Source organism: Streptomyces sp. NBC_01808, from assembly GCF_035917395.1.
Classification (GTDB): domain Bacteria; phylum Actinomycetota; class Actinomycetes; order Streptomycetales; family Streptomycetaceae; genus Streptomyces.
In genome coordinates this window covers 708,778-723,133 of the sequence record NZ_CP109072.1, presented here as the reverse complement: position 1 = coordinate 723,133, position 14,356 = coordinate 708,778, and the positions used below count along the sequence as shown (strand labels likewise).

The 14,356-nt window shown below is 74.6% G+C and carries 7 protein-coding genes; 4 read left to right on the top strand and 3 right to left on the bottom strand.

The window, feature by feature from the left end; genetic code table 11:
* Positions 1–104: 104 nt before the first annotated feature.
* Positions 105–2,387 (top strand): glycoside hydrolase family 95 protein, encoded by a 2,283-nt coding sequence (locus OG946_RS02775; RefSeq protein WP_326794562.1) that lies wholly within the window; start codon positions 105–107, stop codon positions 2,385–2,387.
* Here OG946_RS02775 and OG946_RS02770 read toward each other — a convergent pair.
* Both OG946_RS02770 and OG946_RS02765 read right to left on the bottom strand, forming a co-directional pair.
* Entirely contained in the window at positions 2,372–4,258 is a 1,887-nt protein-coding gene (locus OG946_RS02770) for an N-acetylmuramoyl-L-alanine amidase (RefSeq protein WP_326794561.1), read from the bottom strand. The genes OG946_RS02775 and OG946_RS02770 overlap by 16 nt on opposite strands.
* A 194-nt stretch (positions 4,259–4,452) precedes the next feature.
* Positions 4,453–5,574, bottom strand: a complete 1,122-nt coding sequence (locus tag OG946_RS02765; protein ID WP_326794560.1) for an aminoglycoside phosphotransferase family protein — start codon at positions 5,572–5,574, stop codon at positions 4,453–4,455.
* A gap of 309 nt (positions 5,575–5,883) precedes the next feature.
* Between OG946_RS02765 and OG946_RS02760 the strand changes: the two genes are divergently transcribed.
* On the top strand, positions 5,884–7,356 hold the full coding sequence (locus OG946_RS02760; RefSeq protein ID WP_326794559.1) for a DNA-binding protein NsdB: 1,473 nt from the start codon (positions 5,884–5,886) through the stop codon (positions 7,354–7,356).
* 78 nt (positions 7,357–7,434) lie between these two features.
* Here the strand turns inward: OG946_RS02760 and OG946_RS02755 are convergent, their stop codons facing one another.
* Positions 7,435–8,880, bottom strand: a complete 1,446-nt coding sequence (locus OG946_RS02755) for a PP2C family protein-serine/threonine phosphatase (RefSeq protein ID WP_326794558.1) — start codon at positions 8,878–8,880, stop codon at positions 7,435–7,437.
* Between the two features lie 286 nt (positions 8,881–9,166).
* Between OG946_RS02755 and OG946_RS02750 the strand changes: the two genes are divergently transcribed.
* Both OG946_RS02750 and OG946_RS02745 read left to right on the top strand, forming a co-directional pair.
* Complete coding sequence (locus tag OG946_RS02750; protein ID WP_326794557.1) at positions 9,167–10,585, top strand: HEAT repeat domain-containing protein; 1,419 nt, start codon at positions 9,167–9,169, stop codon at positions 10,583–10,585.
* A gap of 48 nt (positions 10,586–10,633) precedes the next feature.
* A complete protein-coding gene (locus tag OG946_RS02745) occupies positions 10,634–14,278 on the top strand; it encodes a hydantoinase B/oxoprolinase family protein (RefSeq protein ID WP_326794556.1) in 3,645 nt (1,214 codons plus the stop codon).
* Positions 14,279–14,356 lie beyond the last annotated feature (78 nt).

The following is a 14,356-nucleotide window of genomic DNA, read 5'->3' as shown; positions in this document are numbered from 1 at the left end:
CTTGTCATGCAGTCATCGGACCTCTAGCGTGACGCGTCATGACTGAGGGGATCTCGCGAAGAACCACTGTCAAGTCCGCTATCGGTGCCGCAGGCGCGATAGCCATGGGACCGGCCGTCTTCTCCGGGGAGGCGTTCGCTTCCGAGTCCGTTGATTCCTCCGATGAATTGAGCCTCTGGTACGACAAGCCCGTCGCCGACTGGGAGCGCGAATCGCTGCCGCTGGGCAACGGGGCCCTGGGCGTCGGCGTGTTCGGCACGCTCGGCTCCGAGCAACTCAGCCTCAACGAGAAGACCCTGTGGACCGGCGGCCCCGGCTCCCCCGGCTACGACTTCGGCAACTGGACGGAGCCGCGGCCGGGCGTGCTGGAGGCGGTGCAGGACAGGATCGACGCCGAGGGGCGGCTCAGCCCCGAGACCGTCGCCGCGGAGCTGGGCCAGCCCAAGCACGGCTTCGGCGCGTACCAGGTGCTCGGCCACCTCCGGCTCGACCTGGCCGCCGCCCCCGGCGCCCCGGACGCCTCGTACCGCCGCGGGCTCGACCTGCGGCGGGCGGTGGCCACCGTCGCGTACGAGCACGAGGGCGCCCGGCACCTGCGGGAGTTCTTCGTCTCCTACCCGGACGGGGTGGCCGTGGGCCGGCTGAGCGCGGACCGCCCCGGGCGGGTGGCGTTCACCCTGCGCTACACCTCGCCGCGCAACGACTACACCGCCACCGCGAGCGGCGACCGGCTCACGATCCGCGGCGCGCTCCAGGACAACGGGCTGGTCTTCGAGACGCAGATCCGCCTGGTCACCGAGGGCGGCAAGGTCACGGCCGGGGACGGCACGCTGACCGTGACCGGCGCCGACGCGGCCTGGTTCGTGCTGGCCGCGGGGACCGACTACGCCGACACCTACCCCGACTACCGCGCCGCCGACCCGCACGAGCGGGTCACGCGCGCCGTCGACGGGGCGGCCCGCTCCCCGTACGCCGAGCTGGTGCGACGCCATGTCGCCGACCACGGCGAGCTGTTCGACCGCGTCGCGCTCGACGTCGGCGGGCAGGTGCCGGACGTACCGACGAACGCGCTGCTGGCGGGGTACGGCAGCGGCTCGGCGGCCGACCGGGCGCTGGAGGCGCTGTTCTTCCAGTACGGGCGCTACCTGCTGATCGCCTCGTCGCGGCCCGGGTCGACGCCGGCGAATCTGCAGGGCGTGTGGAACAACGTCACCAACCCGCCGTGGAGCGCCGACTACCACGTCAACATCAACCTGCAGATGAACTACTGGCCCGCGGAGATCACCAACCTCGCCGAGACCACGATCCCGTACGACGAGTTCGTGGAGGCCCTGCGCGCCCCCGGCCGGGTCAGCGCGAAGGAACTGTTCGGCACCGACGGGTGGGTGGTGCACAACGAGACCAACCCGTACGGCTTCACCGGCGTGCACGACTGGGCTACCGCCTTCTGGTTCCCGGAGGCGGCGGCCTGGCTGACGCAGCAGATGTACGAGCACTACCGCTTCGACGGCTCGACGGACTACCTCCGCAAGACCGCGTACCCGGTGATGAAGGAAGCGGCCCAGTTCTGGCTCGCGAACCTGCGCACCGACCCGCGCGACGGCAAGCTGGTGGTCACCCCCAGCTACTCGCCCGAGCAGGGCGACTTCACCGCCGGCGCGTCGATGTCGCAGCAGATCGTGTACGACCTGTTCACGTCCACGCTCGAAGCCGCCCGCACCCTGGGCGACGACCGGGCGTTCCGCGGGCGGCTGGAGCGGGCGCTGCGGGACCTGGACCCGGGGCTGCGGATCGGGTCCTGGGGGCAGTTGCAGGAGTGGAAGGCGGACCTGGACGACCAGAACAACGACCACCGGCACGTCTCCCACCTCTTCGCGCTGCATCCCGGGCGGCAGATCGAGGTGGGCAGCGAGTGGGCGGAGGCGGCGAAGGTGTCGCTGACGGCGCGCGGTGACGGGGGTACGGGCTGGAGCAAGGCTTGGAAAATCAACTTCTGGGCGCGGCTGACGGACGGCGACCACGCGCACAAGATGCTGAGCGAGCAGTTGAAGTCCTCCACCCTGCCGAACCTGTGGGACACCCACCCGCCGTTCCAGATCGACGGCAACTTCGGCGCCACCTCCGGCATCGCCGAAATGCTGCTGCAGAGCCAGCACGGCCCCATCGAGGTGCTCCCCGCCCTCCCGGACGCCTGGCCCTCGGGCTCGGTACGCGGCCTGCGCGCCCGCGGCGGCGCCACGCTCGACATCACCTGGGACGAAGGCCGGGCCACCCGCATCGCCCTGCACGCCGGCCGGACGCGGCGGCTCACCCTGCGCAGCGACCTGCTCCCCGGCGGGGAGGAGATCGTCAACGCGCGTGCGGGGCGCAGCTACACGTTCGGCTGACCGCCGCTCCGGGGCCGCACCACGGTCACGTCCGCCGCCTTCACGTACCCGATCCGGTGGCCCACCTGGATCTGGTGCCACAGGGTGCGGCCCCGGATCACGCGGCTCGCGGCGCCGGTCTCGTCGGTGAGGCCGGGGGCGTGGAAGTACTCGCCGGGCATGGTGTCGCCGACGACGTAGCGCTGGCCTGGGCGCAGTTCGTACGGCAGCGGCCGGGGCTCCTGGGGCTCGACGCCCTCGGGGTACGCGGACGCCTCGGGCAGCGCGCGGCCGTAGACCCGGACGGGGCCTGCGCCGGGGCGCGGGGTGAGGGTGGTGCCCTCGTCCGGGATGGCCGTGGGGGCGGCGGCGGGGTTGTGGAACCACGCCTTGCGGCCCAGGTACCAGATCGCCGTCCAGTCCCCGCGGCGGCCGGCGACGGCGAACTGCTGGCCCGTCGAGGCGCGGGCTCCGGTGTCGTTGACGCCCGTGGACGCGGGGGCGTCACCGTGCAGCCCGGGGTCGCCGGCCAGCGGGGCGTCGGGCGCGGGGCGGGTGCGGAGGCGGACGGCGCCGGAGCCGTGGGGCGGGCAGGGAGCGGCGGCGTCCTTCGCGCAGGCGGTGTAAGCGGGGCGGTGGGCGGCGTAGTCGGGGCGGATCGTCACGATGCCGCCGTCGGTCCGTGCGGCCGGCTCCAGCGGGGCACCGAGCAGGTCGAAGTAGTGCGCCCAGTCCCAGTAGGGGCCCGGGTCGGTGTGCATGTCCGGGACGTGCTCCGGGTCGGGGGCGGGGACGTTGTCGTGGCCGATGATGTGGTGCCGGTTCAGCGGCACGTCGTACTCCCGGGCCAGATAACGCACCAGCCGCGCCGACGAGCGGTACATCGCCTCCGTGAACCAGGCGTCCGGGTCGGTCAGCCGCGCCTCGTGCTCCAGGCCGATGGACTGGGAGTTGACCTGCCAGTTGCCCGCGTGCCAGGCGACGTCCCCGGTGCGTACGTGCTGGGCGACATGGCCGTCGGAGGAGCGCAGGGTGTAGTGCCAGGAGACGAACTCGGGGTCCTGCACGGCCCGGACGGAACCGTCGTAACCGCCCTCCGTGTCGTGCACGACGATGTACCGGACGCGCTGGTCGTGGGGGCGGCGGGCCTTGTCGTGGTTGCCGTAGTCGGGCTTGCCGTCCTTGCCGCCGTAGACCTCGTACGGCGCGGGCAGCCACTCGCAGGCCAGCTCGCGGGGGCACTCGGCCGCGGCGGGGGCGGCCCGGTGGGCGGCGGGGGCGGCCGCGGTACGGGCGGCGGTACGGGCCGCGGCGTCCGCCGGGAGCGTGACGGTCTCGCCCGAGTCGGTCGTACGGCGCACGCCCGCACGCAGCACCGCGTACACCTCGTCCGCGAACACCCGCGCCGTCGCCGCGTCCCTGGCCTGCGCGTACGCCGCCACCGCCGGGTACCACCCGGCCGCCCCGCCGGCGCGCGCCGCGCCCAGCCGGCGGCCGTGGTCGGCGAGGAGCGCCGCGCCGCCGCGCACGTTGGCGGTCGGGTCGCTCCGCAGCCGGGCCGCCGGGATCCCCGACAGCCGCGCCGCCCGCCGCACCGTCTGCGTACCCCGCCCGCCGCTCTCGCCCGTCGCCGCGCGCAGGTCCGTCAGATGCATCGGCCCGTAGCCGCCCGCCACGCTCGGCGCCCCCTCGTGCGCGTCCCAGCGCGACTCCAGGTACGCCACCCCCAGCAGCACGCTCTCCGGCACCCCGTACTGCCGCGCGGCCGCCGCGAACGACTCCTGGAGCGCACCGGCTCCGGAACGCGCACTGCCCGCGGCGGGCGAGCCCGCGGCGAGCAGCGGCAGGAGAACGGCGGTGGCGGCGGCGCAGCGCGCGAGGCGTCCTGGCACGGGGTCCTCCGAGGTGCGTGGGCGAACGATCACCCAGCACTATCGGCAGACTGACAGACCGTCAATCATTTGAATGGCGAGTCGCCGCACGTCAGGCCGATGCGCGGAACCGCGGAACCGCGGAACCGCGGAACCGTGCTACCGCGGGGCGAGAGGGCGGGGTGGCGCTGTCACGGCGCGCCACCCCGCCGGGCTCACCGTGTTCCGACCGCCGCCCGCACCGCGCGGCGCGCCATCTGCACGTCGTCGTGGAGCCGGCGCAGCAGCAGCCGGTGCTCCTCCCCGGCGCTCATCCCGCTGTGCACGCCGACCGGCGGCGCCGGGTCCTTCATCGTGCGCTGCACGGCGGCCTCGTACGCACGGACCTCCCGTACCAGCACCAGCATCAGGTTGACCAGGAACCCGTCCCGGTGAACCGTTCCGCCTGCCTGGGCGAGCTGGCTGATCTGCCTGCGCGCGGGCGAACCCTCGCCCAGCACGGCCCAGAGCGTCGCCAGGTCGTACCCCGGGAGGTACCAGCCGGCCTGCTCCCAGTCCACGAGGACCGGGCCCGCGGGCGACAGCAGCACGTTCGACAGCAGGGCGTCGCCGTGGCAGAACTGCAGGTGCCCCGGGCCGATGCCGTGCAGCAGCGTCTGCAGGTCGCCCATGTCGCGGTCGGTCAGCAGGCCCAGCTCGTGGAACCGGCCGAGCTGCGTGCCGTAGTCCAGCGGCGCGCCGAACGCCCCGGCGGGGGGCCGCCACATCCCGATCCGTACCAGCGCGGCGAGCGTCGCGCGCACGTCGGCGTGCGGCGGGACCTCCAGCGGGTGCCGCTGGAGGGCGGCGGCGCGGCCGGGGGTGCGCTCGATGACGAGCGTGCAGCTCTCCGGGTCGGCGGCGATGAGCCGCGGCACCCGCACGGGCGGCCGGGCCCGGACGAACGTACGGTAGGCAGCTATTTCCTGCTGCAGCTTCTCCACCCGCGCGGCCGATTGGTCGACCAGGCACTTCGCCACCGCCGTGGTCCGTCCCGTGGAGCCGACCAGCAGCACCGTGCGGCTGCTGCGGCGCAGCACCTGCACGGGGTGGAAGTCGGGGACGACGCGGTGCACGGAGTCGACGGCGGCGCGCAGGAGCGCGCCGTGCGGGCCGGTCAGGTCGAGCCGGCCGCTGACGGGACGGCGTGCGGTGGCGGGAAGCTGTCGCAGGCGTGCGCCGGCGGCCGGCGCGCGGCCCGGGTCGAGGAACGGCGCGCCGCCGGCCGCGGTCCGGTGCGGGGCCGGGGGGCGTACCGTACGGACGGGTGCGGACACGGATGCCGATGCTGCATACATGGGCGAGACAGATCCCTTCAGGCACGGGCCGGTTGCGCGCCGCGGGCCACCGTCCGCTGCCGTACCCTCCCTGGTCACTCGTCCGGGTGGCCGGCTGGGGTCCGGTCCCCGGCCGTGGGGCCCGGGTTATGCGGATGGACGGTGCGGCTGGCATGTGCCCCGATCTCCGGGGCCGGTTGGCGCAGTCATAGCCCACACCGCTATACGGGTGGCACACCATCTGGCGAACCCTGGCGAACCCTGGCGAATGCTCGCCGGGCCTTGGGCGCGTCGGTACTGTCAAGTGAGCCGAGACCCTGGGGGCTTGACGTGAGCAAGGGACCCAACACCAGGCTCGCCGACCTGTTCGGGATGACCGGCTGGTCGAAGGGCGAGCTGGCGAGGCTGGTCAATCGGCAGGCGGCGGCCACCGGCCACCCCCAGCTCTCGACCGACACCTCGCGGGTGCGGCGCTGGATCGAGACGGGCGAGATCCCGCGCGAGCCGGTGCCCAAGGTGCTGGCGGTCCTGTTCACCGATCGACTCGGCCGTGTCGTGACCACCGAGGATCTCGGTTTCGAACGGGCCGGAGGGCCCGGGCGGGTCAGGCGGCAGTCCGATGACGCACTGCCCTGGGCACCCGAGCAGACGGCCGAGGTCCTCACCGAATTCACGGGAATGGACCTCATGCTCAATCGACGCGGCCTGGTGGGCGCGGGAACGGCGCTCGCGGCCGGCTCCGCCCTGACCAGTTCCCTGCACGAGTGGCTGCACTCCGATCCCGCCGCCCCGGGCACCGCCGCCGGGAGCGGCCCGTTCACCGTCGAACCGGCACGCTACGGCAGATACGAGGCGACGCCGGTCGGCGCTCAGGAGGTCGACGCGCTGGAACGTTCCGTCGAGGTGTTCCGCGCCTGGGACGCCGAGCGCGGCGGCGGACTGCAGCGCAAGGCCGTCGTCGGCCAGCTCAACGAGGTCGGCGGCATGCTCGCGTACCGGCACCCGGAGCCGCTGCAGAGCCGGCTGTGGGGCGTCGCCGCCAACCTCGCCGTGCTGGCCGGCTGGATGTCGCACGACGTGGGCCTGGAGCCCACCGCCCAGCGGTACTTCGTCATCGCCGCGCACGCCGCGCGCGAGGGCGGCGACCGGCCGCGCGCCGCGGAGGCGCTGTCGCGCGCCGCCCGCCAGATGATCCACCTGGGCCGGCCGGACGACGCGCTGGAGCTGATCGGACTGGCCAAGTCCGGGACGGGGCCCGGGACTCACCCGCGTACGCGCTCCATGCTCCACACCATCGAGGCGTGGGCGCAGGCGGCGAAGGGCCGCACGGGGGCGGTGCAGCGCACGCTGGGCGAGGCGGAGGACCTGTTCGCCGCGGACGGCGGTGACGCGGCGGCGCCCACCTGGATGCAGCTCTTCGACGAGGCCGACCTGCACGGCATGCAGGCCCTGGCCTACCGCACGCTCGCAGAGCACGGCCCGTCCGCGGCGCTCCGCGCCCGCGAGCACGGCGAACTGGCCCTCGCCAAGCGGCCGGACGGGCGTCAGCGCTCCCAGATCCTCGACTACGTGTCCCTGGCCGCGGCGGGCTTCCTCGCCGACGACCCGGACCGGGGCGAGGACTACGCCCGGCTCGCGCTGGAGCGCATCGGCGAGAACTCCTCGCACCGCACCTGGGACCGGTTACGGGAGACGTACCGGCTGACCGCGCCGTTCTCGGACGATCCGGTGGTCAAGGCGCTGCGCGAGGAGATGAAGGACACGCTGGCCAGGGCGCCGAAGGGGCGCACGAGCCCCATCTGACGGCGGCTCCGGCGCTGCCGGAGGCTGCCGTACGGGGACGGGTGGGGGTGACGGGCCGGGCCGCCGGGGCGCGGTGGCTCAGCCCGTCACCTTGGCCACGAGCACGCAGGCGTCGTCCCCGCGGCGTCCGCCGCCGAACTCCTCGACGACGGCGCGCAGGCAGTCCTGCGCGCCGGGTGCGGCGGCGAACCGGGGGGCGAGCGCGAGCAGCCGCTCGCGGGCCGGCTCCGGGCTGCGGGCACCGAGGCCCGGGGTGTGCAGCAGGAGCAGGTCGCCGGGCTGCAATGGCTCGCTGACCTGCGCGTACGACGTGTCCGCGGTGGCGCCGAGCAGCATGCCCTCGGGGGCGGTCAGGGGGCGGCCCGCGCCGTCGCGGAAGAGCAGCGGCGAGACGTGCGCGGCGCGGGCCCAGCGCAGGGTGCGCGTCGCCGGGTCGTAGCGGCAGCAGACCGTGCCGACGAGCACCGGCTGCGCCGACACCTCCAGCAGCTTGTTGGCCCGGCCGAGGAGCGCGGCGGGATCCGTACCGCCGAGGGCCATGCCGCGCAGGGCGCCGAGGAGCATCGTCATCCCGGCGGCGGCCGGGACGCCGCGGCCGGCGACGTCGCCGACGCCGAGGAGGGTGTGGCCGCCGGGCAGCGGCAGCGCGTCGTACCAGACGCCCCTGACAGGGGTGTCGGCGGCGGCCGGAAAGTGATGTCCGGCCACGGTCAACGAGGCCGGGTCGCCGGCCGGCAGGTGGAGGGCGCCGCGCCACGGCGGCAGCACCGACTCGTGCAGCTCCTGGGCGATGCGCCGGTCGGCGGCCGCGAAGTGCCGCTCGCGCTGGAGCGTGGACTCCGACTCCCGCACCGCCTGGCGGCTGCGGCGCAGCTCGGTGACGTCCCGTACGACCGTCCACATCGACTCCGTCGCGCCCCCGGCGTCCAGGACTGGCTCGCCGACGACGTGCAGGGTACGCGGCGCCCCGTCCGGGCGGCGGATGCGGAACTCGCCGTCGATCGGCTTGCCGTCGACCAGGCAGTCCGTGACCATCGCGGTCAGCCGCGGCTGGTCGGCGGGGTCGAACCAGGACGGCAGGTCGTCCAGTGACAGCGGGCCGTCGCCGGGGTCCCTGCCGAAGATGTCGAAGAGGTCGTCCGACCAGTCGACGATGTCCGAAAGCAGATGCCACTCCGCGCTGCCCACCCGGGGCTGCGGGCGGTCCAGCGGGTCCGCGGGGAACTCCCCTTCCGGTCCATCGACCTCGTCGCGGTCCGCGTCGACCGGGTGACCCGCGCGCAACTGCCCGAGCTGGATCGTCAGCGAGTCGAGCTGCCGCGCGGCGAGGTCGCACAGCGCGCGCTGCCAGCGCAGCTCGGCCTCCTCGGCGTCCCCCGCGGCGGCGATCGTCTCCCGCCGTACCGCCTCCAGGCTGCCGCGCAGCCGGGCGATCTGGGCGAGGAGCGTGGCCACGGCGCTGCGCTCGGGCTGCTGCGGAGCGTGCGGGCCCGCGGCGCGGGGGAGTCGTGAGGCGGCGGCCATGGCGTGATCTCCGATACCTTCCGGCCCGAGCTCCGGCGTCGTTGCCGGCCTGCGGTTCGCCGTTACGACTGTGGCACAGGCGACGACGCTGCGTAAGGCGTTTCGCGAGACCGAGCAGATGCTTGTGGCATATGCCCTCCGGCCGGTTCACCACCGCACTTCACCCGCCCTCCGCACTCCAGTAAGCTGCCGCGGCAATGGAGCCGGCAGCCGGTCGGTGGCCCGGTCTGTCCGTTCCGCGGAAAATTCCGTTGCCAGCGGTCCCACCACCCCGGATGCTGACGTCATGTTCGAGCCAGCCATAGCGCCCAGCGGCACCCTCCTCGGCCTCCTCCAGCGAGGCCGGGGCGACGGGACCCTGCACGCACTCGCCGCGCCGAGGGCAGAAGCCCTCCAGGCGCTCTACGAGTGCGTGATCGACGACCCCAGGCACGACTGGCAGGTGGAGAACCGCTCGCTCTATTACGCCCGGCTCTGCCTGGAGCTGGACGCCCCCGTGGACGCCCTCGCCGACCACCTCTTCGCCCCCGACGACGTGCTGCGCCCCGACGAGCAGCGCACCGGGCTCACCCTCTCCGTCCTCGGCCACCTCGCCTCGTACGGCCGCGACGACGCCCTGAAGCTCCTCCGCCGCTACGCCGCCGCCGGCGGCTGCTGGCAGTGGGCGCTCGACGAGCTCGCGCTGCGTGACGACGACGCCGGGCTGCGCGCCCTCGCCCCGCACGTGCTGGCCCGCTTCCCGCGCACCCCCGAGGGCGAGCGCGAGCTGGCCGCGGAGATGCGCGGCGCGTTCGAGCCCCGGCCCTGGCGGCTGTGGGCCGAGGACCCCGAGCTGGGCGCCCGGGTGCGCGCCGCACAGGAGCAGGAGAGTTTCGACCGCTGGCAGCGCCAGCTACGCTCCCGCGGCCCGCGGCCCGGCTGGAGCGTCGCCGAGATCCTCCAGTGGGCGCAGGACGGCCTGGAGCAGTACCCGGCGCAGCCCCGGCACGCCGCCGCGGCCCGCTGCCTCGCCGCCGTCGCCGGGCCCGAGGACCGGCCGGAACTGCTCGCCGCGGCCCGCGCCGGCGGCGACGGCGCCCGCGCCGCCGCCGTCGCGCACCTCGCGGCGACCGGCGACCCCGAGACGTACGACCTCATCGAAGCCGCCGCCTGCGGTCCTTCCGAGATCCTCGCCGAGGCCGCGCTCGCCACCTTCGGCCGCATGTGCTCCACCGCCGCCCTCGGCACCGCCCGCCGCTGGGCGGGCCGCGAGGACGCGCTCGGCACCGCCGCCGGGGTGATGCTCGCCCGCCGCGGCGCCGCGCGCGACGCCCGTGCCGTACGGGCCGTGCTGCTGCGCCGTGTGCGCGACGGGGGTCCCGGCGCGCCGGAGTTGTGCGATCTCGTCGCCGGCGCGGGCCGGCTGGCGATCACCTCCGCCGCGCCCGTGCTGCGGCACATCTACCGCGAGACGGGCAGCTCGCAGCTCCGCGGAGTCACCGCCCGCGCGCTGGCCGCGACCGACCCGTCGTTCCCCGCCTCCTTCGCCGTCGAGTGCCTGTGGGACTGCGAGGACACCACACGCGAGATCGGCGCCCGGCACGCCGAGACCGCCGACGCCCGTGTCGTCGCCCGGCTGCGCAGCCTGGCCGCCGACCCGGCGGAGGACGGCGACGTGCAGAGCACCGTGCGCACCCGCATCACCCCCGACGGCGCCGCCGGCTGACCCGTCACGCGTCCTTCGCGTACGGTCGCGCCCTGCGACAATGAGCGCATGACGGCGCGCTGGCAGTTCTGGATCGACCGCGGCGGCACGTTCACCGACGTGGTGGGCAGACGACCGGACGGCACCCTCGTCGCCCGCAAGCTCCTCTCGCACGACCCGGGACGCTACGGCACCCACGACGACGCCGCGGTCGCGGGCGTGCGACTGCTGCTCGGGCTCGGGCCCGACGAGCCGGTGCCCGCGGAGCACGTCGAGGTGGTCAAGATGGGCACCACCGTCGCCACCAACGCGCTCCTCGAACGGAAGGGCGAGCCGACGGTCCTCGTGGTCACCGAGGGGTTCCGGGACGCGCTGCGGATCGCGTACCAGAACCGGCCGCTGCTCTTCGAGCGCCGCATCCTCAAGCCGGAGGCGCTGTACGAGCGGGTGATCGAGGTCCCCGAGCGCGTCGGCGCCCACGGCGAGGTCGTCCGCGCGCTGGACCTCGATGCCGCGCGGGCGGCGCTGGCGGACGCGTACCGCGACGGGTACCGCAGCGCGGCCGTCGTCCTCGTGCACGGCTACCGCTACGCGGATCACGAGCGGGCCGTCGCCGAGGAGGCCCGCCGGGCGGGCTTCACGCAGATCAGTTGCGGGCACGAGGTCAGCCCGCTGATGAAGCTCGTGCCGCGCGGCGACACGACCGTCGTCGACGCCTACCTGTCGCCGATCCTGCGCCGGTACGTCGACCGCGTGGCCGGCGAACTGCCCGGCATCCGGCTGCAGTTCATGCAGTCCAACGGCGGCCTGCGCGAGGCCACGCACTTCCGCGGCAAGGACGCGGTGCTCTCCGGGCCCGCGGGCGGGGTCGTCGGCATGGTCCGCTCCTCGGCGGAGGCGGGCCACGACCGCGTCATCGGCTTCGACATGGGCGGTACGTCCACCGACGTATCGCACTACGCGGGCGAGTTCGAGCGCGACTTCGACACCCGGGTCGCGGGCGTACGGATGCGCGCGCCGATGCTCAGCATCCACACCGTCGCCGCCGGCGGCGGCTCCATCCTGCACTTCGACGGCCGCCGCTACCGGGTCGGCCCCGACTCCGCGGGCGCCGTCCCCGGGCCCGCCTGCTACCGCCGCGGCGGCCCGCTGACCGTGACCGACGCCAACGTCATGCTCGGCCGCGTGCAGCCGCAGCACTTCCCCGCAGTCTTCGGCCCCGGCGGCGACCAGCCGCTCGACGGCGAGACGGTGCGGCAGGCGTTCACCGAGCTGGCCGAGACCACCGCCGCGGCCACCGGCGACCGGCGCTCGCCGGAGGAGGTCGCGGCCGGGTTCCTCGACATCGCCGTGCTCAACATGGCCAACGCGGTGAAGAAGATCTCCGTGCAGCGCGGCCACGACGTCACCCGCTACGCGCTCACCAGCTTCGGCGGCGCCGGCGGCCAGCACGCCTGCGCCGTCGCGGACGTGCTCGGCATCTCCACCGTCGTCGTCCCGCCGCACCCGGGCGTGCTCTCCGCGTACGGCATCGGGGTCGCCGCGGCGACGGCGATGCGGGAGCAGGCCGTGGAGGCGGAGCTGACCGGGGAGTCGATGCCGCGTATCCGGGAGGTCTGCGCGGAGCTGGCGGAGCGGGCCGCGGCCGACCTCACCGACGAGGGCATCCCGGCCGCCGCGGTGGACACCGGGGCGCGGGTGCACCTGCGGTACGCGGGCACCGACTCGGCGATCGCCGTGCCGCTGGCGGCGGAGGCGGAGATGCGGGCGGAGTTCACCGCCGTGCACCGCAGGCGGTTCGCGTTCACGATGGACAAGCCGATCGTCGCCGAGGCCGCGTCCGTGGAGGCCGCCGCCGAGCAGGCCCCCACCACGCGGGAGGAGGTCGGCGAGGCCGCCCGCACCGGGGGCGCGCCGCAACCCGCCGACTGCCTACGGATCTTCACCGACGGGCAGTGGCGCGAGGCCGGGCTGTTCCAGCGCGCGGAGCTGCGCGCCGACGACACCGTCACCGGACCCGCGATCATCGCCGAGGAGGGCTCCACCACCGTCGTCGACCCCGGCTGGCAGGCCGCCGTGCACCACCGCGGCCACCTCACGCTCACCCGCGTCCGGCCGCGGCCCGCGACACAGGCGGTCGGCACGGGCGTGGATCCCGTGATGCTGGAGGTCTTCAACAGCCTCTTCATGGCGATCGCCGAACAGATGGGCGTACGGCTGGAAAGCACCGCCCACTCCGTCAACATCAAGGAACGGCTCGACTTCTCCTGCGCCCTGTTCGACGCCGAGGGCAACCTGATCTCCAACGCGCCCCACATGCCCGTGCACCTGGGGTCGATGGGGGAGTCCATCAAAGAGGTGCTGCGGCGCAACCGGGACGGCGGCCACGGGCTGCGGCCGGGTGACGTCTACGCGATCAACGACCCCTACCACGGCGGCACCCATCTGCCGGACGTCACCGTCGTCACGCCCGTCTTCGACGCTGTGACATCAGCGGCTGGCGCCGCGGGGGGGCAACAATTGCTGTTCCTCGTCGCCTCCCGCGGCCACCACGCCGAGATCGGCGGGATCACGCCCGGATCGATGCCCGCGTTCAGCCGCACGATCCAGGAGGAGGGCGTCCTCTTCGACAACTGGCTGCTCGTCCGCGACGGCGAGCTGCGCGAGGCCGAGACGCGCCGGCTGCTGACCTCCGGCCCGTACCCCTCGCGCGCGCCCGACGCCAACCTCGCCGACCTGCGCGCCCAGATCGCCGCGAACAACAAGGGCATCGACGAACTGCGCCGCATGATCGGCATGTTCGGCCTGGACGTGGTGCAGGCCTACATGGGGCACGTGCAGGACAACGCCGAGGAGTCCGTGCGGCGCGTCATCGCCGCCCTGGGGGACGGCACGTACCGCTACGAGACCGACGCCGGCGCGGTCATCGAGGTCGCCGTGCGCGTCGACCGCGACGCGCGCGGCGCGGTGGTCGACTTCACCGGCACCTCGCCGCAGCAGCCCGGCAACGCCAACGCGCCCAGCTCGGTCGTCATGGCCGCCGTGCTCTACGTCTTCCGCACCCTGGTCGCCGAGGACATCCCCCTCAACAGTGGCTGCCTGAAGCCCCTGGACGTGCGCATCCCGCCCGGTTCGATGCTGGCGCCGGAGTTCCCCGCGGCCACCGTCGCCGGGAACGTCGAGACCTCCCAGGCCGTGACGGGCGCGCTGTACGCGGCGCTCGGCGTACAGGCCGAGGGCTCCGGGACGATGAACAACGTCACCTTCGGCAACGACAAGGCGCAGTACTACGAAACCATCGCCTCCGGCTCCGGCGCGGGCGACGGCTTCCCCGGCGCGGACGTGGTGCAGACCCACATGACCAACTCCCGCCTCACCGACCCCGAGGTGCTGGAGTGGCGCTACCCGGTGCGCGTCGAGGAGTTCGCCGTACGGGACGGCAGCGGCGGCCGGGGCCGCTGGGAGGGCGGCCGCGGTGCGGTGCGGCGCATCCGGTTCCTGGAGCCGATGACGGTGGCGCTGCTGACCGGCCACCGCAGGGTGGCCCCGTACGGGATGGCGGGCGGCGCGCCGGGCGCACTCGGCCACAACGCCATGGAGCGCGCGGACGGCACGGTGGAGCCGCTGAAGGGCTGCGACACGGTGGAGGCGGCCGCGGGGGACGCGCTGGTGGTCGAGACCCCGGGCGGCGGCGGCTACGGCGGACCGGAGTAGGCGACCGCGGGGCCCGGCGTCGCCGGGCCCTCGCCGGTCGCCGGGCTCAGGTCGCCGCCCCTCCCCGCCGTCCGGGCC

What these genes read in the sequence shown, in the direction of transcription:
- OG946_RS02775 (WP_326794562.1), top strand. Translation starts at nt 105, where the DNA reads ATGGGACCGGCCGTCTTCTCCGGGGAGGCGTTCGCTTCCGAGTCCGTT.
- OG946_RS02765 (WP_326794560.1), bottom strand. Translation starts at nt 5,574, where the DNA reads ATGTATGCAGCATCGGCATCCGTGTCCGCACCCGTCCGTACGGTACGC.
- OG946_RS02755 (WP_326794558.1), bottom strand. Translation starts at nt 8,880, where the DNA reads ATGGCCGCCGCCTCACGACTCCCCCGCGCCGCGGGCCCGCACGCTCCG.
- OG946_RS02750 (WP_326794557.1), top strand. Translation starts at nt 9,167, where the DNA reads ATGTTCGAGCCAGCCATAGCGCCCAGCGGCACCCTCCTCGGCCTCCTC.
- OG946_RS02745 (WP_326794556.1), top strand. Translation starts at nt 10,634, where the DNA reads ATGACGGCGCGCTGGCAGTTCTGGATCGACCGCGGCGGCACGTTCACC.